This window comes from Pseudoalteromonas sp. APC 3250 (genome assembly GCF_030407915.1).
Classification (GTDB): domain Bacteria; phylum Pseudomonadota; class Gammaproteobacteria; order Enterobacterales; family Alteromonadaceae; genus Pseudoalteromonas; species Pseudoalteromonas tetraodonis.
In genome coordinates this window covers 80981-106692 of record NZ_JASDCM010000003.1, presented here as the reverse complement: position 1 = coordinate 106692, position 25712 = coordinate 80981, and the positions used below count along the sequence as shown (strand labels likewise).

Below are 25712 nucleotides of genomic sequence, written 5' to 3'. Positions count from 1 at the left end.
AGTTAGCCTGCAGTCTCTTCTTCAAATAAGCGATATTCAATATCACCTTGTTTGCTCATGTCTCTGACAATCGACATAATTTCTTTTCTGGCGGCAATCACTTTGCTCAATGGTTGTGCACTTAAGCCGTCAATTTGCTGTTGGTACACTTGCGCTAAACGTTTAGGTAGTGCACCTAAAACACGCGCTAAAAACTCACTGTTCACACCCTTTAATGACATCGTCCATAACTCATCAGGAATGTCATTAAGCAACAAGGTTAATGTCTCGTCTGTTTGCTTAATTAAGCTGTCAAAATCGTACATTTTTTCTTGTATTTCATCAGCCACGTTAGTGTTATGTTTTTTCATTAGTTCGATAATTTGACTCTTATTACCGTTATAACGATTCATAATTTCAACTGCTTTATCGACACCATTAACCTGTGCGCCCACTTGGCGACCAACAAATTCAATACACGACTCAAGCGTTAAGCGTACATCATCAATAACGTGTTCACTCACTTCACGAAGACTCGCAATACGATAAAGTAAGTCATCGTGTTTAGACTCTGGAAACAGCACAATAATGGCAGAGGCTTGCTCTGGCGGTAAAAAAGCCAAAAACAGCGCCTGCATTTGCACGTGTTCTTGCTCTAAAAAGCGCACGATAAGTTCAGGCGGGATCCACTCTAAACGACGTAAATCGTCATTCATGGCACCACCATAAATATCATCAAGCATAGTTTTGGCAAGCTTTCTACCGACGGCTTTATCGAGTGCTCGCTCTAAATACACACGCGATGCACCATTGACGCCACTTTCATTGCGGTAGCAATCAAAAAATTCACTCAAGGTGCCTGCAACATCATGTTGAGTAACGTTTGAAATTTTAGCCATGCGCTCAGAAATAGCCTGCACTTCACGGCGGCCTAATTTACGAATAACACTGGCGGCGTTTTCCTCGCCCATACTTAGCAATAAAATAGCGGCGCGATCTAACGCCGGTAATTGTGAGCCTTTATCAAGCTTTTCTTGATTCAATTTCAACTCCTTGTTCTACCCAATATTTTATTACCGATGTGACACGCTCGGTTTCTTTATTAGCAAGTAACTGCATGTGCGCTATCTGTTCTTCAAAGTCATTGCCTATTTGCGGTAACGACATATTTTGATGTTCGCTTGCGCCCTCTTTGGCAGTTAAGTTTTCTATTTGCGATTTCGCATTAATGGCTTCATCAAGCGGACTACTTTGTCTTTCTGTTGCAGAGGCTGACTTAACCTCATTATCTGTGGTTGCTATGGCGTTGTTTGCTTCGTTACTTTTGCCTTTAATTAAGTGATTAACTAAAGGACGTACGCCAAATAAAATCAGCAATAAACTAATTAAAGTACCAACAATATAACGGGCATACTCTTTAAGCTCTGGCATTTGCCACCACTCAAGGCCTTCACCTGGGGCGAGTGTTTTTTGTTCTACAAAGGCAAAGCTGGTTATGTTGAATTGATCGCCGCGTGCGTCGTTAAACCCCGTGGCTTTTTTTACCATTTCACCTAATGAAGCGAGCTTTTCTTCGCTCCAGCCATCGGCAGTACCTGCTACTTGCTCATTAATAAGTACCGATAAGCTCATGTTTTTAATACGGCCTACTTCAAATTGGGTGTGAGTCACTGAGCGGCCATTTTCAAACTGTCGCTTGCTCTCACTTCGTTGTGAAGTACGCTCGTTGTTTTCATCTTCAGCTTGTTCATTGGGCACAGGTGGCTCATTAGCTAAAGAACCCGGAATGCCCGCCGCCAGCTGATCCATGGTGCTATCAGATTTAATAAACTCTTGTGTTAATACATTTTGTGGGTCAACCATTTCGCGTGTTTCTTCAACCACACTAAAATCAACATCACTAGAAACCTGAATTCTAAAATTACCTTCACCCAAAATTGGCAACAACATTATAGAGGCGCGTTGCTCTATATTGCGTTCAACTTTTTCAATAAAGGCGAGTTTTTTATCGGTTTCTTTACCCACTGGCGTAGTATCGAATAAATCGCCACTGAGTAATTTACCGCGCTGATCCACCACCGACACGGAACGAGAATCAAGCCCTGGTACACTGCCAATAATCAGTGCAATAATAGCTTCCACTTGCTCTGGTTTTAGCTCATGGCCTGGCGCTAAATCAACCATCACAGACGCTGCGGTTTTTTGCTCAGTACGACCAACAAACAAGCTGCGTTTAGGTACCGCTAAATGTACGCGCGCGTTACGAATACCTTGCATGTTAATAATGGTGCGCGCCAGCTCACCTTCTAAGGCATGTTGGTATTGCATAGATTCGATAAATTGACTGGTGCCCATAGACACTTTATCGCTAATATTTTCAATTCCCTCAGGCATAGAGGCTTTTATTCCTCTGGCTGCAAGCGTAATACGTGCATCCGCCAGCTTTTCTTGAGGAACCAAAATATTACCGCTATCGGTATCAATGCGAAACGTGATTTGCTCTTTATCTAAAATCTCTAAAATATTGGCTTTATCGTAGCTTTCTTGGTTACCGTAGAGCGGCACGTAGTTTTTAGCCGATGTCCATAAAATAAGGACTATGGTTGCCGCTACTAATGTCGCTAGTAGAGCAATGGTCGCGACACTTCTGTCACCTGAGCTACCAAAATTTAATTTATTTGAGAGATTAACCACTCTTTCTTTTAGGTTACTCTCATTTTGCTCAGGTACTTTTGCTAATTCTCCTTTCATATCAGCCTCTACAGTGACATGCGCATGACATCATCAATGCCATTGAGCACTTTATTGCGCATTTCCATTAGCATAGAAAAACTAAGCCCTGCTTTTTGACTGGCAATCATCGCCCCGACTACGTCTTCACTTTCACCGGTATCAACGGCTTTTACCATCTCACCAGCTATATTTTGTTGGGCGTTGATAGAGCGAATAACGTGTTTAAAGTCTTCACTAATATTTACATTTTGATTACTGATAGCAGCCGGCTCTATACTTTCTGGACCTGCAATTTTTTGCATGTCCATCATTTTGCCCAGCATCATTTGTTGACTTTCAATTGGCGACATTTTATTTTTCCTTCAAATTATGCAATTGCATCAATATCAATACCGCATTCACGCATTGCGGCAATTTTGTATCTTAATGCTCGGGTAGTTACCCCAAGCGCCTGTGCTGTTTGGGTGCGATGCCCTTTAAATCGACTCAACAAACTGTATATGTAATCAAATTCTGCCTGCTTTTTATTTTCTTTTAACTGGGTGGCACAATAAGCTGCCGCCGCCGGTGAGCATTGCGGTAAATTTAAGTCTTCAACCTGAATCTCTGCCCCTCTTGCCATCACTAAGGCGCGTTGGATTACGTTTTCAATTTCACGCACATTCCCTGGCCAGTTGTAACAAAGCATCACATCTTCTGCTTGTTTACTAATATGAAACTCAGAGTTGCCATATTTTTTGATAAAGTGATAAGCCAATGGGATGATGTCATCAACACGATCCCGAAGTGCAGGCCAACTAAGTGGTAATACATCTAAACGATAAAATAAGTCTTCACGAAAAGCGCCTTGCTCAACCTGTTCACGCAGTACGCGGTTGGAGGCGGCAATAATGCGTATATCTAAATTGATTTTTTGATGACTACCCAGTCTTTCAACTTCGCGCTCTTGCAATACGCGCAGTAACTTAGCTTGTAAATCGAGCGGTAGCTCAGTAATTTCATCGAGTAAAATAGTACCGCCATTGGCTAATTCAAATTTGCCTGGCTGGGTATTTACAGCGCCGGTAAACGCACCTTTATTAAATCCAAATAACATAGCTTCGAGCATATTTTCTGGGATAGCAGCACAGTTAACTGCAATAAATGGCTTATCTTTGCGATCTGAAGCTTTATGAATAAAGTGCGCGAGCTTCTCTTTACCTGTTCCAGACTCGCCGGTGATTAACACGCCTGCTGAGGTATGTGCAGCGCGGTTGGCTAAACGTAATACTTGCTGTGATTTAGTAGAAACAGCGATTAAATCTTCAAACCCATGCTTCATTGAATCAGTGTTTCTGATTGTTTTTTTAAGCTGTTCAGCAAAGAAAGGTTTTAAGAGATAATCAACAGCGCCACCGGTATTAATTGTTTTTGAAGCAATTTCACTTTGCGATGAATCCACTAAAGTCACAATTTGTGAAGTTGGGCATGTTTTGCGCAGTAATTTTACTAATTCAACCAGCTCGAGTTGTTGAGTATCAGCATCAACAAACACGAGCTCAGGTTTATTAATAAGACAGTGACTAACCGCATCGCTGATGGAGTTTGTATGCAAAAACTTAAAATTTTCGGCAAATACAACTTGCTGAATTTCAGGCGTTGGCTGTTGTTCACTGATCCATAAGAGGTATCTTTGACTCATATAATTCCCTTACGATGCAATTAACTTGAGTGTCTGAAAAGACGAACTAAAACACGGCGATTAGACGATGCGCCCTGCTTTGAATTTTTAATAATGGGGTAGCGTTGACCATGCGCTCTCACTTCTAACATGTCTTTGGGTAAACCAAATTCAATGAGTCTTGAAGCTACGTCATCCGCTCTTTCTTTTGAAAGCAGCCGATTAGATAGCGGCGAGCCTGTATTATCGGTGTGGCCATCCACAAGTACTTTACTAACGCGATTGTCTAAAGAAATATAACGCACTAAATCCTTTAGAAATTTTAAGTCTTTTTCAGCTGTTACCGTGCGCTGCCCGCTGGCAAACTGTAACTGATGATCACGTGCTTGCTCCCAAGAAAGCGGAGAAAGGTTATTTAAACACTGTTGATAATCTGCAACTATTTCATCGCTATGGGTATTGGTAAACGTTAGGCGCAACTGCTCATCTTTAAAGCTGACTAAAGTGTCTAACCAACCACCTTGCTTAATTAAACGAAGTAAAGCACTTACATCCGCTGAAAATTGCACTTTATTGTCTTCGATATCTGTTGATGTGAAGTTAAGTGGGGTGAGTACTGTATTTGCTGATTGCCAATCGGCTTTGCGTGATGAAACGTGCAAGCGGGTTATTGGCTTATCTTTTAAAAGCCAAGTAAACACAAGTTGTTGCTGCTGTGCTGGCACGGTTTTAACTTCAAGCAACGCATAATTTTCAAAGCGCTGTTGTAGCGAACAAGCGAAAGAATCGCCCTTAACAGTCCAAGTCGAGTTTTCATAACTTTGGACCAGATTTTGTTCTGCAGCCTGCCCTGATTGCGTTAAAAATAATGCACAAGGAAGTGCAAATTTAATAATGTTAGGAAATCCGTTCATGAGTATTCCGTATAAGTTTAGAGAACAATTAAGTTTTTTAAATGAATAGCGAAATACAACAAATACAAACAAGGTATTAATTAATATCACTAAGTTAATGTAACCCCACGATCGTAGCGATTGCCTTAGACTGGAAGCTTTGCGTCCTATGCTTTCGCATAGTTTGCCATTTAATTTACTTATGCATTGTTTTTTACCAACATAAAAACTAGTAACTATGTATAATAAAAACAATAGACTATAGTTAAATAGAATTAATTGCAAATATTACTTACAAAATTCATGCTAAGTTCATTTTATAGATGAAATCTAACTAATTATCCCAACGATCCGAGTATATCAACACGAATGGTATCTGGAATTTCATTATAAGAAAGAACTACTAAGCTGCCTTTAGTAAAGGTTTTGGCGTAACGTGCCAGCAAGGGTCGTAACTGTGGCACCACAATTAATGTAGGTGTTACCCCTCTTGATTTCATATCTTCGACAATCAGTGGCATAGTGCGTTGAAATTGGCCTAGTAAATTAGGGTCAACCGCAAAACTATCCAGTACAACTTTGCCTGCTTGCATCGCTTGGTCGAGTGAGCTTTGTAAGGTACTTTCTAGTTTTTCATCTAAGCTGTAAGCACTGAGTTCATCACGATTACCCATTACCTGTTTTACTAATACTTTTTGCAAAGCACAGCGCACATCTGAAACCAGTAGAATAGGATCTTTAGTTACCTCAACACTGTCAATTAAAGTGCCTGCAATGGTGACAATATCTTTAATGCTAATGTGCTCTTTAAGCAATAAACGAATGACTTTAAGCTGCAAGTTAGTGGGTAAGGCTTTTTCGAAGGTTTCCGCTAAGCTAGGTGAAATCTCTTTTAAACGCTCATTGAGTTTTTGTACATCCTCATAACTGAATAGCTCATCTAAATGCTCTTTGATCACCTTACCAGTGTGTGTGGCAATAATGGTGCCTAAATCTACCACTGAGTAGCCCATATTCAACGCTTGGGTTTTGCTGTCATCTTTTATCCATACAGCTTCAAGCCCATAAGCAGGGTCGGTGGTTATTTCACCATCTAGCGAGCCATATACATCCCCGGTATTTAACGCCAGTAACTCTTTGGCATTCACATTGGCACTGGCAACGGGTACACCCGCTAAGTTTACTTTGTATTCTTGTGGATTTAGTTTCAGGTTATCTTTTATTCTGATCTCCGGTAATAAAAACCCAAGTTGTTCAGAGAGATTTTTACGCACACCTCTTAAGGTTTTTACCAGCTCTTCCCCTTTGTCTTTATCTGCTAAATAAACCAAACGAAAGCCAAGCTCAACCGACAGCTTATCAACATGAGAAATATCTCCCCACTCTAAGTGAGCTTGTTGCTCACTTAAAATGGTGTCGGTCATCTGCTCTGCTTCAATTAAGGAGTTATCGGGGAGAGAGCGCTGCAATCGCCAAGCAACATAAAACAATGGCGCAGCAAATGCTAAAAAGGCGACAGTTGGCATCCCTGGCACAATACCAAGCGTGACCATGATTAAAGCGGCGGTAAAAATAACACGCGGAGAGGCAAGTAACTGCTTACCGACTGCTTCACTCACATCACCTTCATCGTTCATTCGCGTAACAATAATTGCAGCAGCAACGGCTAACAGCAACGAGGGGATTTGTGCAACTAAGCCATCACCTATGGTTAATAGGGCAAAACGTTGAAACGCTTCGGCTAAACTTAAACCATGTTGAAAAGCACCTATTGATACACCACCGAGTAGGTTAATCACTAAAATAATTAAACCGGCAATGGCATCACCGCGCACAAACTTTGAGGCACCATCCATAGAGCCATAAAAATCGGCCTCTTGGGCTATGGTGCTGCGTCGCTCTTTTGCTTGCTCAGGGCCAATTAATCCAGCATTTAAATCCGCGTCAATTGCCATTTGTTTACCGGGCATAGCGTCTAGAGTAAAGCGTGCAGCCACCTCAGAAATACGCTCACCGCCTTTGGTAATAACCACAAAGTTAATCACCATTAAAATAACAAACACCACAATACCAACGACGTAGTTACCGCCTATAACCACTTCACCAAACGCTTGGATAACGCGACCTGCCACATCGGAGCCTTCATGGCCATGCAGCAATACCACACGTGTTGAGGCAATGTTTAGTGTTAAACGCATCAAGGTGGCGACTAACAAAATAGTCGGAAATACAGAAAAATCGAGCGGCTTTTTAGTAGATACCGCCACTAACAATACAATCACCGACAATACAATGTTAAAAGTGAATAATGCATCTAATAGCCATCCTGGTAATGGCAAAATAACCATCGACAAAACAGCTAACAGCAAAATAGGAATAGCGGTGTAAGGTTGAGTAAAACTGCGCCAGTTCAAATTATAACTCCAACATCTAAGGTTTCTGTAAGTTTTTAGGGATTGTTAATTCAGGTAAGGCTGCGGGTGCTTGCCCACGTCCTTGCTTGTATGCTTTTAGTTGCAATACATAGGTCAGTACATAGGCAACTGCGCTGTATAAGCCGTTGGGCACTTCTTGGTCGACCCGGGTCGAGAAATAAATAGCCCGTGCTAATGCGGGGATTTCTATTATTTCTTTGTTATTCATACGGGCCACTTCGCGTATTCTCAGCGCCATTTCATCCACGCCTTTGGCGACAACATAAGGGGCTTTAGCTGCCTCTTCACTGTACTTTATTGCCACAGCATAATGAGTTGGATTGGTGACAATGACATCGGCAGTGGGAACGCGCTCTTCAATTTTTCGGTTTGATTGCTGATACTGTATTTGCCTAATTTTATTTTTAATTTCAGGGCTACCGTCAGAAGATTTACGCTCTTCTTTTACCTCTTGGTGGGTCATTTTTATTTTATCGGCAATCTGTTTTTGCTGAAAAGGCACATCAATAACTGCAATAAAAAGTAGTAAAGTTACCGTGATCATTAACGATAAAAATAACAGTTCAATACCTTGGCCTATCGCCACTTTGATATCTAAGTTTTGTAATACCATGAGCTGCATCCACAGCTTGGTTAAAAAGGTATATAAGCAAATCGCCAGTAAGGTTATTTTTAATATCGATTTAAGCAGCTCAACTAACGACTGTTTACCAAACATTTTGCCTAACCCGGTTAATGGGTTGAGCTTGCTCATTTTTAGTGCGACCAGTTTTTTTGAAAACACAAACCCACCCGGTAAACACCCAGTGATCCACATTGCGCAAAAGCTTAATAATAAAAACGGCGTAAGGGTGGATAGCATATTCATAATGGCGTCACCCAATGCGATGGGCATCATTTTTTTGTTATTTATAATTGTGTGATCCAGCACCATGGTGCTGTTCATTAAGTTAACAAATAAGCTGTAAAATAAATTGGCAAACCACAATAGCCCAGCAATACTAACCATTAATAAAATAGCGGTGTTAAGCTCTTTTGAGCGCGCAACTTGGCCGTCTTCTTTGGCTTTTTTTAGCCGTTTCTCTGTGGGTTGTTCTGTTTTTTCTTGCGAGCTATTTTCAGACATACCGCTACCTCATCGCCTGTGCAAAGGTTGTTAGCACATGATACGTTAGCCTTGAAAATGCGCTTCCGGTGTACTCTAAGGTCATAAATACACAGAAAAAGCCCATCAACAGCGACATAGGGAAACCCAGCACAAAAATATTCAATGACGGCGCTGCTCTGCTTGCTACACCAAAGGTTAAGTTAACCAATAACATGGCGACTATCCCTGGTAGCGAAAGCAGTAATGCAGAGGAAAACATCCACGCAAATAGCATAATGATCGATTGAATATCAAACTCATAAATACTGCGCCCAATCGGAAAACTATGAAAACTCTCCACCATAACTTGTAGAGTTATCAGGTGGCCATCAACAGCAAAAAATAATAAGGCACACATAATCCAAAATAATTGCCCTAACAGGGCAACTTGGTTACCACTACCGGGGTCCATAACAAGCGCCATCGACAAACCCATCTGCATGGATAATATCAGCCCTATCATTGCCATTACTTCAAACAAAATACGCAGTGATAGACCCATCATTACCCCAAAAATAATTTGCTCGAAGGTTAAAATGGCGGCATCTAAAGAAAACAAGTCGATAGCAGGGGCTAGCGGTAACTGCGGAGCAACTAAAAAAGCCAACATCATAGACACTAAAATACGTGAGCGCGGCGTTACTGCCGGATTATCAAATACCGGCATAGACCATAAAAGTGCAGAAAAACGCACAAATGGCCACCAAAGCGTGCCCATCCAGCTGACTAAATCAGTAGACGTTAAAGAGAGTAATGAGCTCAACCAAATACCCCAGGTAACATAAATTTGAGCTTATCAAACCAATCAATCAAAATTTGTAGCATCCAATGGCCTGCAAATACCACCATTAACAAGGTTAATAACATACGCGGTAAAAACGTCAGAGTTTGCTCTTGGATAGAAGTAGCACCTTGAATAATAGCGACCACAATACCCAACAATAACCCGGGTACAATAAGCACTAAAATGAGCTTGATAATGGTATAAACTGCGCTTGAAATAAGCTCTACCGACATTTCTGGGGTCATGGTGACATTCCAAATGTAGCCGCCAGTGTACCCGCTATCATTGACCAGCCATCGGCAAGTACAAATACCATGAGCTTAAACGGTAAACTAATGATCAGCGGCGATAGCATCATCATGCCCATAGACATCAATACACTACTGACCACTAAGTCAATAATTAAAAAAGGAATAAACAACATAAAGCCAATTTGAAAAGCGGTAGTAAGCTCACTTAATACAAACGCAGGCATTAACACTTCAAACGGAATTTCTTCGGCGGTGAGTGTCGTTGGCTCATTGGCAATTAGCAGCACTTGGCGCAACTCACTTTCACGGGTTTGTCTGAGCATAAAAGCACGTAAAGGCTTTTCAGCGGTGAGTAAAGCGTCTTCTAATCCTATGGTTTGCTGCTGAAAAGGCGTATACGCGTTTTGATAAATATCTTGCCAAACCGGTCGCATAATCAACATGGTGAGCATCAGTGAGATGCCAATTAAAATTTTATTCGGCGGGCTTTGTTGTAACCCCATTGCTTGGCGTAAAATCGCCAATACAATGATAATCCTCGTAAAAGACGTTAAAACCATTAATAGCGCAGGTAATAAGCTCAATACCGTCATTAACAAAAGTATTTGCAGTTTAACGCTATAGTCTTGTCCGTCGGCCGTATCTTTTAGCGAAAACAGCGTAAGTTCTTCTGCATTTAGCCAGCTTGGTATAAACAACATGATCAACAGTAGGCTAACTTTAAAAATTACGCGTTTATTCATTTTTTTACTGATCCTTTGCGGTATCTGTTTGAGCAAATTTCAAACCATACTGCCCTTCAACCATCACGACTTCTGCTTTAGCAAAAAACACCCCATTCACCTTTACATCAAGCGCTTCGCCGGCTACTTTATCTAGTTTAAGCACGTCGCCTTCTTTGGCTTGGCTAAGCTCGCCCAAGGTAATTTCAGTACTTGCCACTTCAAGAGTCACTAACAAAGGAACGTCTTGAAAAAATGACATATTGCCTTCGTTCGTTTTATCAGCAGATTTGTCATCAAATCCATCAAAAGCATCAAGCTCTAAGCCCGCTAAGGCGCTATCAAGGTTTTCGTTCATAATTTAATTACTCGTTGTATTGTTTGATAATTGTGTGATTTGAAATGCTAAGCCAGCCTCTTGCTCAACGACTTGGCCTTTAAATATTTGTTTATGCCCTAGGTTAAATAGCGCCGCTTCATTAAGCTCAATCGGTAATACACCGCCGGCCACACAAGCTTTTAATTGCTTTAAAGTGACTTTTTTCTTTGCCATTTCAATCTGACCTTGCACTGCAAACTGTGCCCACATATCGGTATTGAGTGTGTCGCTACTTGCTGGGTCTTGCTCGCTATCGGCTGCGCAAAAAAAGCTAATTGGTAGCCATAAAAACCAACTTATTACTTGGCTTTCTAATATAAACCGCACTTTAAAAGCTAAATGTTGCAATGCTTCTGGTAAAGCATGCGATTTTTGTATTTCACCTAATAGCGCAGAGCGTTCTCTAAATAATAAGCCCTGAATACCTTGCACTTGGCGTTGTAATAAACGGCCACAAATACGGCTCTCTGTTGCACTCAATTCATTCGTGGTAGGTGAGTAATCGTGGCTTGAATTATCTGAATTATTGAATTGCCCGCCTAAACATAAATCAGCTGTTTTATGAGCACTTTGAAAATCAAGCGCTAAGAAAGCTTCGCCTTGAGTGGGTGCAAATAAAGGACAGGCAAGAAATATTCTAGGCGATTCTTTAAACCAACTATTAATAGTTGAATGCGAACAAGGCGAAATTTCTACATCAAAGCGGCTGTCGTTAAATAATTGGGCAAGTTCTAACTCCAATGCTTTACGAATATTGACGTTTATTTGCGCTGCTTTTTGCTGCGCGTGTTCGTAGGCTCTTTGCTCTAGCGTTAGTGCAAATGGAGTAATATGCTCAGAATCTTTCGCTTTAATTAACTTTGCTTTAGCGCTTAACGTTTTACTCATATCACTGTATTTCCTGATTCATTTCTATGTTGCCTATGCATTGGTTTTTTTTGCTTTTTTTAATTGGGCTTGTAACTGTAAATGATTAACAATATCGCTGCGTAAGCGCTCATTTTTACTTATCCACTCAACCCCTAAAAACACTAACTTGTCACTTACTTCGCGGCGGTACGTTACCTTGCCAGTCAATCGATTGGCTTTATCAAAAACCACAATAAATTTGTCAGGAATAGCCTTTTCAGCAGGGACTAATAAACCCACACCTCCTACGCTAATGTCTTTTGCAACGCCATGACAAAGTGGAATATCAATAAAGCAGCGACGAAGTAACTGTACGCCCACCCCGCCAAGCTGAACTGACTCTGGCTCGTAATTATCTTTGAGGTTTAAATTCCATCTTTTGTAACTTCGTTTAGTTTCTGATTGGTTACTCATAATTCTCTTCAAGGCGTAGCACAGGTTTATTAGCAGTTGCCGCACTGGCAGATTTTTTTACTGGGTTATTAATATTGCTATCATCAAACAACTGATTAAATTTTCCCTCTGCATCTTTAGTTAAAATAAGTAGTTCAACCCGTCTGTTTTCACTGGCTTTTTGGTTTTCTTTGTTAAGTGGTCGATTAGATGAGAATGCATTTACTTGCAACACTTGGCTTGATGGCATTCCGCCCATGGTCATCACTTTTCTGGCCTGTTGCGCCCTATCGCCAGAAATATCCCAATTACGAGAGCTACCATCAATAAACAGGCTGGCGTCGCTGTGCCCAGAAATAATAATTTTGTTATTAATGTCTTTTACTAAGCCGCCAAGGTATAAAAACAGATCTTCAAAAAACGGAGTCATTTGCGACTTTGAGCGTTCAAACATTTGATGATGTTTGTCATCTCTAATAATCACTCTTAGCCCTAAAGGCACTTCTTCAACTAATAAGTTATTTTTTAATAACTCTTCTTTACTAAGTTCATCAATGCTTTCAAGTAATAAACTCAGCTCAGATGAGGCTTCAAATTGGCTATCAATGGCTGAATTTAACTTCTCGCCTTGTCCTGCTTTAGGCTCAACGGTTCCATCGGGCACTTGTAACACTTCACTGATTCCTGGCCTTGGAGAGTCCGGCGGCGTAATTCCCGACTCTAAGTGCTTAATTACTGAAGGAGACCCCCCTAAATCAACGGGAAATGGGCTGTTTTGAGGGTCAAAAATAGCAGGGCCACCATCAAAAATTGAGTGAGTTCGCATGTAGTGTGCAATTTCTTCACGCTCAGATTCATTGGTGATCGCCATAATCCACATCACCATAAAAAACGCCATCATCGCTAAGGTAAAATCAGCAAAGGCGACTTTCCATGCGCCACCATGCGGTTTTTCGGTTGCTCTTCTACGAGAGCGTTTGATGACGATTTCTTGATTTTTGTTTTCCATCATTAAGCCGCCTTGTTAGTGATCCACTCTTCCATAGTGGTAAAGGTCGGTTTAATTTCTTCATTAATTAATTTTCTACCTGAGTCGGTCGCTACAATTGGCACGTGGCCCTTGGCATGAGCCACTAACATGGCACGCACACACTCAAACATTGCCACTTGTTTTTTTACATACTGCTCCATCGCAGAAGCAAGCGGTGCAATTAAACAATAACAGGCAAAAATACCAATAAAGGTTCCTACTAGCGCGGCTGCTACATGGTAGCCAATTTCACTTAAAGGCCCATCAAGATGCTGCATGGTGATAATAATGCCGCCTACCGCTGCCAAAATACCAAAACCAGGCATGGCTTCAGCAATATTAGCCAGTGAGTGAGATGGTTTAAGGCGCTGTTCTTCAATGGTGTAAATTTCTTGCTCTAACATGGCATCAAAGTCATGCGAGTTGATTTTTCCCATACTAAACAAACGTAAGTTATCGCAAATAAAAGTGACTAACTGAGGGAACTCATACACTTTTGGGTAGGCAAGAAAAATAGAGCTGGTTTCGGGGTTTTCAACATGCTCATCTAGGCCCTTTATGCCTTTCACTCTGGCTAAATCTAATAAAGAGTAAATAACCAGTAGCAGGTCGTGGTAAAGCTCAGAGGTATCGGTTCCTTTACCACTAATAAATTGATACTTTAATTGCGATAGCATTTCTGTCAGTACATATTTTGAATTACCCACAATTAGCGCTCCTAAGCCAGCGCCAAAAATGATTAAAAATTCGTATGGCTGCCACATAGTGGCAATGTTACCGCCGGCAAACGCAAAACCACCTAATACTGTTGCAAGTACCACTATTAACCCTATAACTCTTTGCATTCTTTATTCCTTAGGTATTAGATTTTTTGAAGCGCTTGTGTGAGCGCTTCAAGTGCTTGTTTATGAAGTTGGCAAACACGTGCCTCTGTTAAATCGAGTGTTAATGCTATTTCTTTCATATTCATTTCGTGCATGTAATACAATTGTAAGAGCAGCTTTTCTCGGGTATTGAGCTTGCTCATGGCCGCTTTTAGCGTAGCTGCTGTCTCTTCCTTGTCGTGTGTATGGGCACTGGTAAGCGCTAAATTAGGGTTAGCTTCTAATAGCGCTTCAAGGCTATCAAATGCCTCGGCTTGCTCACTGTAGTGCAGTTGAATAAGCTCTTTATGGCTTATGCCTAATGCTTCACACATTTCGGTGTCTGTTGCATCACGACCAAGCTGCTTTTGAAGTGAGCGGCTCATATCACGAAGCTGATGAGACTGCTGCCTTAGTTGACGCGGTCGCCAATCAACACGTCGAAATTCATCTAGCATGGCTCCACGAATACGCTTAAACGCAAATGCAGCAAACTTTTCATCTAAGTCGCGGCCATAGCGACGAATAGACGACAGCAAGGCAATAATGCCTATTTGATAAATATCATCGTTATCAACAATAACGCCTACTTGAGTGCGCATATGCGCAGCCGCTCTATTAACTAAAAAAGAGTACTGCGATAATAGTTGCGTCTCTTTTTGCGGTGTGAATATCACTGGCGGCTCGGTGACTAGCTCGCCCCACTCCTCTTGCAGCATCATAGCGATAGCCTATTGAATAAAGACATTCGTAATGAGTACATTATCTAGACGAACCGAAACCGCATTCGCTAAAACCAAATTAAACTGCTCGAGTAAGTCTTTTTGAACCGCATCGATATCCTTAAAAACAGCTTTTGCTTGGCTATGGCTCATGTTGGCAAACTGTTTTACCAGTACATTTCTCACTAGCGGCTCCATGGCCTCTGTTCCTGTGTTGTAAACTGATGGCGAAGTAACAAGTACTAAGTCGAGCACTAAATAACGGGCAATTGAGTCATCTGATACGCTTATAATAAAGCGCTCCATTTCGTGATATTCAACTTTACTAATGTCAGCTTGTTTACTCTCTTGAGATGAGTCACTGTCGTTAAAAAACTGTCCCGCAAAAAATGCAGCCGCAATAAGTGCTAATACGGTTAGGGCTATTATTATTTTTTTCACTTTTATCTCTCTTAATCCAAGGTAGTTATACTAATAAATCTAACCAATCTAATGGCGATTTTGCTGAGTGAGTGCTGGCTGTATCACTATGGGAGGGCGACTCGGTTTGATTATTTGCAATCTCGTTATTTTCAAGCTGCTGTTGCGACTGCTGCTGTTTATCACTTAAATTAACATCCACTGTGGTGGATGAGTTTTGTGATAATGACTGACGCAACTGATCTAAAGTTTGTGCTATAGCATCTCTCACCTGCGCATTACTCGTAGTTAAACTGACTGAGGTTTTATCACCTTCAATATTTATCGATATTTCAATACTGCCTAAATTAGGAGGATCTAATCTAATTTGCGCGCGTTGTAGTTGTTGGCCTATTTGCAGTTTTACCTTGTCGCCAAGTACATGTAATAAGCGCTGCCCCCATTCACTGGGAGCCTCTTTTAATTTTTCTTTATGCCACTCAAAGCTCTCTGGCGCGGGTGCGGACGCTGAAAATGCATTCACTAATGTTGATTTTTGACCCGTACTCTCGCGACTTTCTGTAAAGACCATTTTCGATTGCGCACTTTGTGACAATGCCGCAAGCTCAAGTTTGCTCAGCGACACACTCGGTTGTATGGCTACTTGCTCACTGGTTAGGCTACTTGATTGCGCTTGTGCATAAGTGTTCAACACTACCGAAGGTTGATTTAATCGATTCAAAAGCGCTTGCGAGTATAGTGTTTGTGGTGCTTTGTCTACTTCGAGTGTATTTAATTCTTTATTAACTACTGCATTTGCTGGCGTTACATTTATCGCCGCAGTAGGCGCAGCCGTGGTGGCTATGTTCATTGCAATGTTTTGCACAGGCGTAGTTTTAGCAGGCTCTTGAGTTACAAAACTGTCTTCGCTCTGAGTCTCTAAATGCGTGGTCTGCAGCTGTTCATTAGCCACAAGCTGTGCTGTTGGTGCTTCCTCAGCCATTACTTCGCTATCTACACCAAGGTTACTATTTGGATTTAGTAAGGTTTTGACAGGCGCGCTTATTTTATTGGTATCAAGATTATAATTTGCGGTGCTAAAAAAATACGGATTTATTATTTCTTGTGTTTCTGCACTGGCATCTTCTTGCGCTAGTTGTTCTGAACTTTCTTGAGGTTGTTCACCTTGCACATTTTGCTGTTTTGTTTGCTGTTGCTTTGAAGAAAGCGTAAACGGCTCAAGCTCGCTCTGTAGTTCTTGCGCATCTGCAGGCGTACTACTTTTTAATATGGTTGGTTTATTAGTGGCACTGCCAAAGTCAGTCTTTGTCGCCATAGTATTTGCTTGGATACTCATAATGACAGTCCTTGTTGTACTTTTTCATATGCCAGTAAGCCTTCTTTATCCTCTTGATGGCGCTGCATTTGCACTTTGATAGCTGCTTGCTTTTGACTAACCAGCTCAATTAAGTCCGCGTAGCGTGCTTTTAGATTGTCTTGTTCAGTTTTCATTGAGCTAAACCAAGGCATACTTTGTAACTGTGCATAAAGCGCAAGTAACTGCTTATCGGCTGATTTAACCTCATACCAATTACTCTCATGGATAGCATCTTCCATGGTGCTAAGTAATTGTTCCATTTTTTGCGCTGCGTATTTTTGAGAGTGTTCCATTAGCAATACTGAATTCATTATAAGTTCATATTTCTTTTAGCAAAAAGCAAGCCAATTTTAAGTTGTTGTTTTATATTAATAAATAAAATAAAAACCCAAAAAGGCGGAAGCGGAACTTCCACACCGGAAGGAAGTGATGTGCTATTAATAATAAATAGAAAGATTATTTAAGCAGTAGAGGAAGTAAAAAAATAGCCGTGTTAAAAATGAAAAAACCAGCTAAGGGTAGCTGGTTCTAATACGTTTATTGTGTGCCTAACCCTTGCCACCCTTCTTGCAGGTTGTTCATCACCACACGGGTGGAATCAATATAGCTCAAGTCGTTTTTTATACTCGCTTGCAATAACGCTTGCCCACAATGCTGATAAAGGTTTTGCATGTTTTGCGCTACTTCACCGCCTTTTTCAAGGTCTAATGAGGCCTCAAGCCCGCCTAAAATGCGCATTAGCTTTTCAATACTTTCGGCTTTTTTATCATGTCTTTTTTGTTTTATATGGCCGGTTACTCTTTCAAGCTCATCCGAAAAACCATCAAATAACATTAACACCAGTTTATGAATATCAGCACTGGCCGCTTTTGCATCTACCGATGTGCTTTTATAGGCTGAAAAACCATCATTTAAATCTAACATCTATGTTTAGCCTCCAAATTGACCCATTGTAGATTCTAATTGCGCAATAGTCTGTTGCATTTGTGTAAACTGCGACAAGTAACGTTGGTACACTTGCTCCATCGACACTTCATGATCTTTTTGTTGCCTAGTGACTATATTTAAGCTCGCCTGCAATGATTGCTTTTTATCCGTCATCAAACCATAGCTTTTAGTGAAAGGCTCTACGCGGGTTTCCAGCTTAGATAACAACCCGTTTTCACCTGTAAGCATGCTGGTTAACTGCTCAGGGTTAGTCGCCATGGCTTCTTCAAGTTTTTTATTATCTATTTTTAAGTTACCGCTACGATCAAACTCAATACCCACAGAGAACAAGGTTTTACCTTCAAACGTACCCTGAAAATCGTTACGTAAAGAGCGAGCAAGGCCGGCAGCCATATTATCTCTTTTTAAGTACTGGTTACTGGTAATGCCATTGGTGAGCGAATTAAATTTATCTACAAAACTTTGGATGTTTTCTTTAGAGCTTTCTTGATCTTGGTTAATTGATATGTGAATTGGCTGATCGCCCGGCGACTGCGCCAACGTTAAATCAATCGTCACCCCATCAATAACCGTATCGAGTTTATTACTGCTTGAAGTGATTGTCAGTGCTGAATTAGCCCCTAGCTTAACAATCGCATCTTGCGCTAAGGTTAAATCTTGTTTGTTTGCTATGGCATTGGTGATATCAATGCCATTGGCATCCGCAGCTGGAGTAAAACTTACACCCACCTGATTAGCAGCACCCGGCTCAGCACTGGTTAAAGTTAAAAAAGTTTCTGTGCCAGAGCGCACAACAGAGGCTTTAACACCGCTATTATCAACATGCGAGTTGATAGCATTAGCAACATCAGTTAATGATGCATCGGCGCCAAGGCTTGCAAAATCAATACTAAACGCACTGCCTGCCAAATCGATACTTAACTCACCATCAGTGGTTAAAGCTTTAGCCGGGTCAAAACTCAATGCAACTTGGTGTGCTTGCGCTAATTGCTCCACAAATACATCGTACTCGCCGCTGGCTGCTGTGCCAGTTGCACTCACACCTAATGCCGATGGATTGCTCACTGTGGCTGTGTTGGAAAATAAACTACTGGTGTCTTTTAAGCTAGCTTGTAAGTCATCAAAAAAGCTTGATAAATTACTTTTCAGGCTATCAAACGCCTTAATTTGATTGCTAAAAAGGCTACTTTTAGTACTTAATTGCTGATCTTTAGCGCTACGCTCAATTTGTGTATATTGTGAGGCTAATTGCCCAGGATTGATTCCTATTGCAGAGCTCATTTTAATCTCCAAGCATTTTAGTTATAAGCAAAAAAATCTAGGGTAAATTTTTTTACTTATGACTATAAACAATAATAGCTACACCCTTAGGTGTAGCTATGCATACTTAATTGATTAATCACTATTAACGAAGTAGTGAACCAATCATTTGTGTTGTGCTGTTAGCTGTGCTCAGTACTGAAATACCAGAGTTCATTAGCAATTGTTGCTTAGTCATGTTTGATGTTTCAGCAGCAAAATCAGCGTCCATTAACGTACCTACAGCAGCTTGAGTGTTTTGCTTCATGTTAGATACGTTAGTCATTGTATGGTCAAGACGGTTCATTGATGCACCAAGCGTTGAACGTGCAGTACCAATTTCGCCAACCAAAGTATCAACAAACGCAATCTGCGCTTGTGCTGTTGCAACGTCTGTAAATGCAGCAGCATTACCAATAGCCGTTGTCACATTCCCTAGCTCTGTAGAAATATCAACATTAAGGGTTTCTGCTGCACTTGAACCTACTTGGAAATTAACCGCACCTGCACCAAACTTACCAGCAGCTGCTAAAAGTTTAGTGCCATCACCAAACGACGTATTAGTCATGATGTTTGTAAGCTCAGTAGCTAGTGCTGTGTATTCTGCACTTTGTGCAGCCCACTCTTTTGCACCGTTTGTATCACTTGAACCTTGAGTAGCAAGTTCTTTCATGCGGTAAGCAATGTTAGTCATTTCATCAAACGCACCTTCAGCAGTTTGCATCATAGACATAGCGTTGTTACCGTTGTATAAACCAGCGTCTTGACCACGTACTTGTGCGTTTAAGCGTGAAGCGATTTGTAGGCCAGCTGCATCATCTTTTGCAGAGTTAATTTTAAAACCAGAACCTAAACGCTCAAGTGCTGTAGACAAATCGTTGTTGCTACGACCAAGTTGATTTTGGATTGACATTGAAGCCATGTTTGATTGAATTGATAAAGCCATGTTTATTTCCTCTTTGAATTAATAGCTAAAGTAATTAGTGAACCTAAATCACCTTCTAATAACTAAGAGCGACCATATTTTTAATTACATAAACTTTTTTCTAATTATTTTTTTATTTTTTTATTTTTTTAATCAATGTGTTCAAAAAAGGTAAATTAAGCGTTTTAGACTGGCTAAAAGCAGATAAGTGGAATAGCAGAAATAAAAAACGATGCAGCAATACTAGATTGCTGCATTAAAAAATTAAGTGAGAGAGTATTGCACCATATTACGAGTAATGTTTGCTTGCGACATAATCGCAGCCACACTATTTACACTCGGGTTTTGCATATGCTGTTTAACCCCTAAACTTAAAGCAAGTAGTTCATCGGTATTGCCTAATGAACTAGCAGAGTCAAGCTGCTCTAGTTGGCTTTGTAATTGCTGTTTTTGTGCCTGAATTTTTATTAAATTGGCCTTTAAATGACGCTGCGCACTTTGAATTTGTTCACGATGCTGTGCAATAGAGGCATTTTTATCCGCTATTTTAGCAAGCTCATTAAGTGGGTTATCTAAATCATTAAGCTGCAACGAAATCGGGTTACCCGCCGCAACGCGCACACCTTGACCACTCATCACCCAAGGCTCTAAAAGTGGGGATGCATTTTCTTTTTGCGCACTAAAAAGCAGGCGATTTTCACGATTGAGCTCAACATTAATATGATGTGGTGCAAACGCATTTTGAATGGTGGTTAAATTGGTTTTTTCGTCTTGATAGGCGGGTAGCTTTAAGCTTAATGATTTGCCCGAACGCCCCATTACTAGCTGGATGTTTTCTTCATGTGGGCGTGCGCTAAGTAGATCTATATTTGCATTAAGCTGTTTGGTAATAGCACGATTTGGATCGGTTATTTTTAGCTGGGTATCAAGCCCTGAACCTTTTTTATTTGCTATGCCCTGTAGTGACGCTATTTGCACTTTAATCTTTTGTTGTTGCATAGGTTGTGGCTGAGAGTTAGCAGCTTGGGTATTTAATTGTTGCGCTAACTTTTCAAGCCCCATGTACAAATTTCGTATTGTGCTTTCGCTTTGCTCAGCTTTTGCCAACGCCTGACTAAGCGCTCCGCGCTGCGCCCAATCAGTCAGTACTTTAACTTGCTCCTCTCTGGCAACAATTTTGTTTTTCCACAAATTATTAGCAGAATCTTTTGATGATGTAACGAGTGCATCCGATTTATTGGTATTAACCAAGTCAATTGCTTGCGCCTTTTCGCTACTTTTAACCAGCATAGTTAGTTCCTGACAGTATTAAAATTTTAAATGTATGAAAACAATGAAAGTTTACTTACCGTTGAGTAAACCTGCATTGACGACTCATACGCCGCCATAGATTCATTCATCGAAATAAACGCTTCTGGATAATCAACAGCACTTAAATCATCCTGCAAATTAACCGTAAATGTGGTGATATCTTGATTACTAGTAGTAATAGAATCAAGCGAAGCCATAGTAGAGCCTATAGTGGTCACTTGGCTACTAATAGTACCTAAAAAGTCAGCTAATTTATCTATCATCACCCGTGATTGATTGCCAACGCCACCCGCTGGCGGATTATTTACTTCTACAAGGTAGTCTTGCATTGCATTTAAAAAGCCCGCACCAGGGTCTAAATCATTACCCACAATATTATTTTTTACACTTGAGTCGTCAGATACAGCGACCTCTCTGACAATATCGTCCCCGGCATAAACGTAATTCCCCGTAGCATCAATTTGAAACGGTTTTTCATCGGTTTTACTACCCGAAAAATAATACTTCCCATCGCTGTCGGTTGCATTCAGTAAGTCAACAATCGCAGGAAAGGCCACACTCATTTCTTGGCCTAGTGCTTTAATTTCTGACTCACCCATAGAGCCATCCGCCGCGGTGGTAATTAAACTTTGCAATGAATATATTTGATTAACTATGGCCGAAAGCTGCACTTCTTGTTGACCTAATGAAAAGTTAACCGCATCCATATTAGTTTTGTATTGCTCTAGCGATTTAATTTCTGAACCTAAATTCATAATCATCACAGTACCAAGCGGATCATCAGACGGCTTAAGAATTCGCTTATTGGTTGCCAGCTGAATCGACTTTTCGTTAAAGTTTTCAGTATTACTTTGAATGTTTTTAATTGAATTTAAATGAAACTGGTGACTACTAACTCTCATAATATTGCCCTTTAAAACATTTGCAGTAAAGATTTAAACATTTGATCTGCGGTGCTGATCACTTTGGCATTGGCACTATACATTTGCTGAAAATGCATTAAGCTTGCCGCCTCTTCATCAAGGTTTACACCACTAAAGCTATCGCGTGCAGCAATGGCGTTTTCACTCAAATTAGTGGCCGTGGTAATACTGTTTAGGTTTTGTTTACTGGTAATGGCAAGCTCACCCACTAATAACGTAAATTTATCGCCTTTTCCTGCCATTGAGGCAACAATATTTGCAATATTAGAGTTATCGCCCGGTCCTGAGGTACTACTGTCTTTAAAGCCAAGCTTATCGGGTGTGATCGCAGGGTTTATCTCAATTGTCCCTAATGGATTTAATGGATTGTAAGTAAACAGTGCTTCACCGGGGTCGTTATTTAAATCAAAGCCACTTTGCAGTGCACCGTTCATATCATCAGCAAGGTCGGCAACTAGGTCGTTTAAGGTTGCAAGGGTTGGTTTAATTACATCGTTATCAACACTGATCAAGCCACCAAATTGACCGCCGACGTTTTTATCAAGAGTAAATTCTTGACCAATAAACTCGCTTGTAACTGTAGTACCATTTACTGAGATTGAGGCGGCTTTACTACCTACCACCAGCGGGGCACCACTTAAGGTACTAATATCAATAAAGCCATTATCTCGCTCAACAATAGATACACCAATATGCCCAGATAACTGGTTTACTAACCGCTCTCGGTTGTCTTTCAGCTCTGCGGTTGATTGATTATTTGCTGTTGCTAACCCAATGCTACTGTTAATTTCAGCTATTTGCTTAGTTATAGAAGACACATTAAGCGCCACGTTACTCATTTGTGCATTTAACTTTGTTGCTTGGCCTGCCAGTGCGCCATTAATTTGCGCAATATCTTGCATAAAGCCTTCGGCTGAAGATAAAAATTGCTGCCTAAAGGCTTGTGAATCGGGCTTTGTTGCCGCAGCATTAAGTGCATCCGTTAAGCTGGCAAGAGAGTTATTTAAGTTGAGTGAGTCGGTACCAATTATTTGCTCAATAAAACCTAGATATGACTGTTTGTTTTCATAATAACGGGTATCTGAATTAGTACGCCAAATATCATCATTTAAAAAGGCGTCAACAACCCGGTCAACCGATGCCACCTCAACCCCGCCTAAATATACATTAGAGGTTTTAAATTGAGCTTGCTGACGCGAGTAACCTTCAACGGCTGCATTCGCCACATTTTGCCCTGACACAGTCAGCGCAATATTTGCTGCATTGAGGCCGCTTAACGCGTTATTTAACATAGACATAATTAACTACCTAATCGTATTAGCATTCAATGGCTGAACAAACGCCGACCCTGCATAAATATCATAGCTTTTGGTGGGTTCAACATTTTCAGCATTTTTATGATGATCATTAGCGACCAAGGTTTGGCTATTCTTAAATGTATTTTCTATCGGGGTAATTTTCTCATCAAACTGCTTAATAATCGCTTCGGCTAAACCCAGTTGATGAGTTGAGGCCAAGTGCTGCGCAGTTTGGGCGTTATGCATGTCTCTAAATTGGGCTTGCTCGTTACTATTAAAAAAACCATTGTTACCGGCCATAGTTTTGGTGGTGCTGTCCATGCTTTTTAATACGAGTTGTAAAAAAATCGCTTCAAACTGCTCTGCCGCTTGCTTTACGCCTGCTTCACTGTTGCCGGTAATGTTTTCTAGGTGAGTGGGGTCTATCGCTAATGACTGAGATAATTGGGTTGATGACTCTATTTTCATGGCTATTTCCTTTAAATAACTAATAGCTCGGCTTCTAAAGCCCCAGCATTATCAAGTGCAATTAATATCGACATAAGCTCGGCTGGCGTTGCGCCAAGTGCATTTACCGCTTTAACTATTTCATCTAAAGAGGTGCCTTCAGGCCACAGCAGCATATTTCGTTGTTGTTGATCTACCGTGATATCACTTGATTGTGTAGCTGTGGTTTGGCCATTTGAAAACGGCCCAGGTTGCGACACTTGCTCTTGTTCGCTAATGGTAATGGTTAAATTGCCATGATTAACGGCCGCCTGATTCACCCGTACAGTATCGTTCATTACTACAGTACCGGTGCGACTATTAAATACGATTTTAGGACGCTCAGAGCCTTGCTCTACACTAATGTCTTGTAGCATCGACATAAACGTGTTGCGACTATTGGCATCGCTTGGCGCACTGACCACTAAACGCGCCCAATTTTCAGCAGTGGCCACATCGGGTCCAAATACTTTGTTTATTGCGCGCACGACATTGCGAGCAGTTTGATAATTTGGATCTTTTAAATTAAGAATCACATCGCTTTGGCTTTCATACATAGCCGTAACACTGCGCTCAATGATGGCGCCATTGGGAATAAGCCCCGAAGTAGGCACATTGACAGTCACCGAGGAGCCACTTTTTCCACTGGCATTAATACCCCCTACCACTAAGTTACCTTGTGCTAGCGCATACACTTTGCCATCAACCCCTTTTAACGGGGTCAACATTAAGCTACCACCATGTAAGCTTTTTGCATCGCCTAATGAGTTCACAGTTACATCAATGGCTTGGCCTGGGCTTCCCATTGGCGGCAACGTAGCATGTACCGCAACGGCGGCAATATTTTTAGATTTTGGTAATCGTTCTTCATCTACAGAGACACCAAATTGCTTTAGCATATTACTTAACGATTGGCCGGCAAATTTCACTTGGGCTTTATCGCCCGACCCCGGTAAACCTACCACTAGTCCGTAACCTACCAGTTGGTTTTCTCGCACACCTAGCACATCAACAATATCTAATAATGGACGTGCTTTGGCGGCTACAGTTGCAGGCGCTAATAGGCTAAAAAAGCACACTAGCATTAATAGTAAATATTTCATTAAAACCTCAGTAATCCCTTAAAACGGATTTAAGAATCGGGTAAATAAAGTGGTAAACCAACCTGGGCGATTCGCATCTGCCAAAGTGCCTTTGCCGGTATAACTTATTTGTGCCTCTGCAATACGAAGCGACGAAACACGGTTACTTACATCAATATCGCCTGGGCGAACCAACCCTTCAATTTCAATGTATTCATCACCTTGGTTGAGCTTAATTTGCTTACGCCCTTTAATAACCAGCGACCCATTAGATAAAACATGATTAACCCGTACAGTAATAGCGCCACTGAGGAAGTTTTGCTGGCTGGCACTGCTTTCACCGTCAAACTTAGCACTCGAGCCTATACCCAAATTAAAATCAGCTACATTGAGTGCACCAGCTACTGGCACCGAAACATCCAAGTCGGTACTTTTATCTAAACTCGAATCGGCACTTTTACTCGATTGCGTACGCTCGTTCAGCACCACAGTTAAAATATCGCCAACCCGGTAAGCACGTTTATCTGCATACAAAGAAAACATATAGTTATCTTGAAATAAGCTACCATCTTGCTGATTCAAACCCTGTGCATAGGCATCTTGGCTTATTTCATAGTCTTGAACTGATTTTTGAGTGGTATTTTGTGGGCATTTCACTTCCCCATACACCACTTCACATTCCACCATTTGAGTTTTTGATGGAGTGTTGCTGCAACCAGCAACACCTAAAAGCAGCAAAAATAATGTTAACTTATTCATCATA

At 41.0% G+C, this 25712-nt stretch carries 28 protein-coding genes and 1 riboswitch; all 28 genes read right to left on the bottom strand.

Features of this window, described 5'->3' with window-relative positions:
- Positions 1–2: 2 nt before the first annotated feature.
- The 28 genes from QL986_RS04400 to QL986_RS04265 all read right to left on the bottom strand — a co-directional run bounded on the left by QL986_RS04400 (position 3) and on the right by QL986_RS04265 (position 25711).
- Positions 3–1022: a FliG C-terminal domain-containing protein gene (locus QL986_RS04400; RefSeq protein ID WP_028835449.1), complete on the bottom strand. Its 1020-nt coding sequence runs from the start codon at positions 1020–1022 to the stop codon at positions 3–5.
- A complete protein-coding gene (gene fliF, locus QL986_RS04395) occupies positions 1003–2730 on the bottom strand; it encodes a flagellar basal-body MS-ring/collar protein FliF (protein WP_290191249.1) in 1728 nt (575 codons plus the stop codon). Before fliF ends, QL986_RS04400 begins: the two co-directional genes overlap by 20 nt.
- Positions 2731–2738: 8 nt before the next feature.
- Positions 2739–3062, bottom strand: coding sequence for a flagellar hook-basal body complex protein FliE (locus QL986_RS04390; protein ID WP_010391195.1), 324 nt, complete (start codon positions 3060–3062; stop codon positions 2739–2741).
- Between the two features lie 17 nt (positions 3063–3079).
- A complete protein-coding gene (locus QL986_RS04385; RefSeq protein ID WP_058154328.1) occupies positions 3080–4393 on the bottom strand; it encodes a sigma-54 dependent transcriptional regulator in 1314 nt (437 codons plus the stop codon).
- A 20-nt stretch (positions 4394–4413) separates the two neighbouring features.
- Positions 4414–5286 (bottom strand): OmpA family protein, encoded by an 873-nt coding sequence (locus tag QL986_RS04380; protein ID WP_028835452.1) that lies wholly within the window; start codon positions 5284–5286, stop codon positions 4414–4416.
- A 95-nt stretch (positions 5287–5381) separates the two neighbouring features.
- A riboswitch (cyclic di-GMP riboswitch) is annotated at positions 5382–5464 on the bottom strand.
- Between the two features lie 139 nt (positions 5465–5603).
- On the bottom strand, positions 5604–7679 hold the full coding sequence (flhA, locus tag QL986_RS04375; protein ID WP_138764138.1) for a flagellar biosynthesis protein FlhA: 2076 nt from the start codon (positions 7677–7679) through the stop codon (positions 5604–5606).
- A gap of 16 nt (positions 7680–7695) precedes the next feature.
- Positions 7696–8826, bottom strand: coding sequence for a flagellar biosynthesis protein FlhB (gene flhB, locus QL986_RS04370; protein WP_028835453.1), 1131 nt, complete (start codon positions 8824–8826; stop codon positions 7696–7698).
- A 4-nt stretch (positions 8827–8830) separates the two neighbouring features.
- Positions 8831–9610, bottom strand: coding sequence for a flagellar biosynthetic protein FliR (gene fliR, locus QL986_RS04365; protein ID WP_290191248.1), 780 nt, complete (start codon positions 9608–9610; stop codon positions 8831–8833).
- Positions 9607–9876 (bottom strand): flagellar biosynthetic protein FliQ, encoded by a 270-nt coding sequence (locus QL986_RS04360; RefSeq protein ID WP_013464397.1) that lies wholly within the window; start codon positions 9874–9876, stop codon positions 9607–9609. Before QL986_RS04360 ends, fliR begins: the two co-directional genes overlap by 4 nt.
- Positions 9873–10625: a flagellar type III secretion system pore protein FliP gene (fliP, locus tag QL986_RS04355; RefSeq protein ID WP_013464396.1), complete on the bottom strand. Its 753-nt coding sequence runs from the start codon at positions 10623–10625 to the stop codon at positions 9873–9875. Before fliP ends, QL986_RS04360 begins: the two co-directional genes overlap by 4 nt.
- A gap of 4 nt (positions 10626–10629) precedes the next feature.
- Positions 10630–10962, bottom strand: coding sequence for a FliM/FliN family flagellar motor switch protein (locus QL986_RS04350; RefSeq protein WP_055011667.1), 333 nt, complete (start codon positions 10960–10962; stop codon positions 10630–10632).
- A gap of 3 nt (positions 10963–10965) precedes the next feature.
- Complete coding sequence (locus QL986_RS04345; RefSeq protein ID WP_290191247.1) at positions 10966–11871, bottom strand: FliM/FliN family flagellar motor switch protein; 906 nt, start codon at positions 11869–11871, stop codon at positions 10966–10968.
- Positions 11872–11904: 33 nt separating this feature from the next.
- A complete protein-coding gene (locus tag QL986_RS04340; protein ID WP_013464393.1) occupies positions 11905–12306 on the bottom strand; it encodes a PilZ domain-containing protein in 402 nt (133 codons plus the stop codon).
- A complete protein-coding gene (locus tag QL986_RS04335; RefSeq protein ID WP_290191246.1) occupies positions 12299–13297 on the bottom strand; it encodes a flagellar motor protein MotB in 999 nt (332 codons plus the stop codon). The genes QL986_RS04340 and QL986_RS04335 overlap by 8 nt, the downstream gene beginning before the upstream one ends.
- Positions 13297–14160, bottom strand: a complete 864-nt coding sequence (gene motA / locus QL986_RS04330) for a flagellar motor stator protein MotA (RefSeq protein ID WP_010391179.1) — start codon at positions 14158–14160, stop codon at positions 13297–13299. The genes QL986_RS04335 and motA overlap by 1 nt, the downstream gene beginning before the upstream one ends.
- Before the next feature lie 17 nt (positions 14161–14177).
- A complete protein-coding gene (locus tag QL986_RS04325; RefSeq protein ID WP_051440338.1) occupies positions 14178–14900 on the bottom strand; it encodes a FliA/WhiG family RNA polymerase sigma factor in 723 nt (240 codons plus the stop codon).
- Positions 14901–14909: 9 nt separating this feature from the next.
- A complete protein-coding gene (locus tag QL986_RS04320) occupies positions 14910–15341 on the bottom strand; it encodes a flagellar basal body-associated FliL family protein (RefSeq protein ID WP_028835459.1) in 432 nt (143 codons plus the stop codon).
- A gap of 25 nt (positions 15342–15366) precedes the next feature.
- Entirely contained in the window at positions 15367–16656 is a 1290-nt protein-coding gene (locus QL986_RS04315) for a flagellar hook-length control protein FliK (RefSeq protein ID WP_290191245.1), read from the bottom strand.
- On the bottom strand, positions 16653–16988 hold the full coding sequence (locus tag QL986_RS04310; protein WP_290191244.1) for a hypothetical protein: 336 nt from the start codon (positions 16986–16988) through the stop codon (positions 16653–16655). Before QL986_RS04310 ends, QL986_RS04315 begins: the two co-directional genes overlap by 4 nt.
- 226 nt (positions 16989–17214) lie before the next feature.
- Entirely contained in the window at positions 17215–17601 is a 387-nt protein-coding gene (gene fliS, locus QL986_RS04305; protein WP_016899403.1) for a flagellar export chaperone FliS, read from the bottom strand.
- A 6-nt stretch (positions 17602–17607) separates the two neighbouring features.
- Positions 17608–18906, bottom strand: a complete 1299-nt coding sequence (fliD, locus tag QL986_RS04300; RefSeq protein WP_290191243.1) for a flagellar filament capping protein FliD — start codon at positions 18904–18906, stop codon at positions 17608–17610.
- 124 nt (positions 18907–19030) lie between these two features.
- Positions 19031–19870 carry a flagellin gene (locus tag QL986_RS04295; RefSeq protein ID WP_016899401.1) on the bottom strand — a complete coding sequence of 280 codons (840 nt, stop codon included), beginning with the start codon at positions 19868–19870 and terminating at the stop codon, positions 19031–19033.
- A 243-nt stretch (positions 19871–20113) separates the two neighbouring features.
- On the bottom strand, positions 20114–21139 hold the full coding sequence (locus QL986_RS04290) for a hypothetical protein (RefSeq protein WP_028835462.1): 1026 nt from the start codon (positions 21137–21139) through the stop codon (positions 20114–20116).
- 26 nt (positions 21140–21165) lie between these two features.
- The gene (flgL, locus tag QL986_RS04285; protein WP_028835463.1) at positions 21166–22062 is read right to left on the bottom strand and encodes a flagellar hook-associated protein FlgL; all 897 of its coding nucleotides are present in this window, start codon (positions 22060–22062) and stop codon (positions 21166–21168) included.
- An 11-nt stretch (positions 22063–22073) separates the two neighbouring features.
- Positions 22074–23381 carry a flagellar hook-associated protein FlgK gene (flgK, locus tag QL986_RS04280; protein WP_290191242.1) on the bottom strand — a complete coding sequence of 436 codons (1308 nt, stop codon included), beginning with the start codon at positions 23379–23381 and terminating at the stop codon, positions 22074–22076.
- Positions 23382–23387: 6 nt separating this feature from the next.
- Positions 23388–23849, bottom strand: a complete 462-nt coding sequence (locus QL986_RS04275) for a rod-binding protein (RefSeq protein WP_290191241.1) — start codon at positions 23847–23849, stop codon at positions 23388–23390.
- An 11-nt stretch (positions 23850–23860) separates the two neighbouring features.
- Entirely contained in the window at positions 23861–24970 is a 1110-nt protein-coding gene (locus QL986_RS04270) for a flagellar basal body P-ring protein FlgI (RefSeq protein ID WP_013464384.1), read from the bottom strand.
- An 18-nt stretch (positions 24971–24988) separates the two neighbouring features.
- Entirely contained in the window at positions 24989–25711 is a 723-nt protein-coding gene (locus QL986_RS04265) for a flagellar basal body L-ring protein FlgH (protein WP_013464383.1), read from the bottom strand.
- Between the last annotated feature and the right edge of the window lies 1 nt (position 25712).

Bases quoted from the DNA above. Each gene is read 5' to 3' on its own strand.
- fliF (WP_290191249.1), bottom strand. From the start codon at position 2,730: ATGAAAGGAGAATTAGCAAAAGTACCTGAGCAAAATGAGAGTAACCTA.
- QL986_RS04390 (WP_010391195.1), bottom strand. From the start codon at position 3,062: ATGTCGCCAATTGAAAGTCAACAAATGATGCTGGGCAAAATGATGGAC.
- QL986_RS04385 (WP_058154328.1), bottom strand. From the start codon at position 4,393: ATGAGTCAAAGATACCTCTTATGGATCAGTGAACAACAGCCAACGCCT.
- QL986_RS04380 (WP_028835452.1), bottom strand. From the start codon at position 5,286: ATGAACGGATTTCCTAACATTATTAAATTTGCACTTCCTTGTGCATTA.
- flhB (WP_028835453.1), bottom strand. From the start codon at position 8,826: ATGTCTGAAAATAGCTCGCAAGAAAAAACAGAACAACCCACAGAGAAA.
- QL986_RS04360 (WP_013464397.1), bottom strand. From the start codon at position 9,876: ATGACCCCAGAAATGTCGGTAGAGCTTATTTCAAGCGCAGTTTATACC.
- fliP (WP_013464396.1), bottom strand. From the start codon at position 10,625: ATGAATAAACGCGTAATTTTTAAAGTTAGCCTACTGTTGATCATGTTG.
- QL986_RS04350 (WP_055011667.1), bottom strand. From the start codon at position 10,962: ATGAACGAAAACCTTGATAGCGCCTTAGCGGGCTTAGAGCTTGATGCT.
- QL986_RS04345 (WP_290191247.1), bottom strand. From the start codon at position 11,871: ATGAGTAAAACGTTAAGCGCTAAAGCAAAGTTAATTAAAGCGAAAGAT.
- QL986_RS04340 (WP_013464393.1), bottom strand. From the start codon at position 12,306: ATGAGTAACCAATCAGAAACTAAACGAAGTTACAAAAGATGGAATTTA.
- QL986_RS04335 (WP_290191246.1), bottom strand. From the start codon at position 13,297: ATGATGGAAAACAAAAATCAAGAAATCGTCATCAAACGCTCTCGTAGA.
- motA (WP_010391179.1), bottom strand. From the start codon at position 14,160: ATGCAAAGAGTTATAGGGTTAATAGTGGTACTTGCAACAGTATTAGGT.
- QL986_RS04325 (WP_051440338.1), bottom strand. From the start codon at position 14,900: ATGATGCTGCAAGAGGAGTGGGGCGAGCTAGTCACCGAGCCGCCAGTG.
- QL986_RS04315 (WP_290191245.1), bottom strand. From the start codon at position 16,656: ATGAGTATCCAAGCAAATACTATGGCGACAAAGACTGACTTTGGCAGT.
- QL986_RS04310 (WP_290191244.1), bottom strand. From the start codon at position 16,988: ATGAATTCAGTATTGCTAATGGAACACTCTCAAAAATACGCAGCGCAA.
- fliS (WP_016899403.1), bottom strand. From the start codon at position 17,601: ATGTTAGATTTAAATGATGGTTTTTCAGCCTATAAAAGCACATCGGTA.
- fliD (WP_290191243.1), bottom strand. From the start codon at position 18,906: ATGAGCTCTGCAATAGGAATCAATCCTGGGCAATTAGCCTCACAATAT.
- QL986_RS04295 (WP_016899401.1), bottom strand. From the start codon at position 19,870: ATGGCTTTATCAATTCAATCAAACATGGCTTCAATGTCAATCCAAAAT.
- QL986_RS04290 (WP_028835462.1), bottom strand. From the start codon at position 21,139: ATGCTGGTTAAAAGTAGCGAAAAGGCGCAAGCAATTGACTTGGTTAAT.
- flgL (WP_028835463.1), bottom strand. From the start codon at position 22,062: ATGAGAGTTAGTAGTCACCAGTTTCATTTAAATTCAATTAAAAACATT.
- flgK (WP_290191242.1), bottom strand. From the start codon at position 23,381: ATGTCTATGTTAAATAACGCGTTAAGCGGCCTCAATGCAGCAAATATT.
- QL986_RS04275 (WP_290191241.1), bottom strand. From the start codon at position 23,849: ATGAAAATAGAGTCATCAACCCAATTATCTCAGTCATTAGCGATAGAC.
- QL986_RS04270 (WP_013464384.1), bottom strand. From the start codon at position 24,970: ATGAAATATTTACTATTAATGCTAGTGTGCTTTTTTAGCCTATTAGCG.
- QL986_RS04265 (WP_013464383.1), bottom strand. From the start codon at position 25,711: ATGATGAATAAGTTAACATTATTTTTGCTGCTTTTAGGTGTTGCTGGT.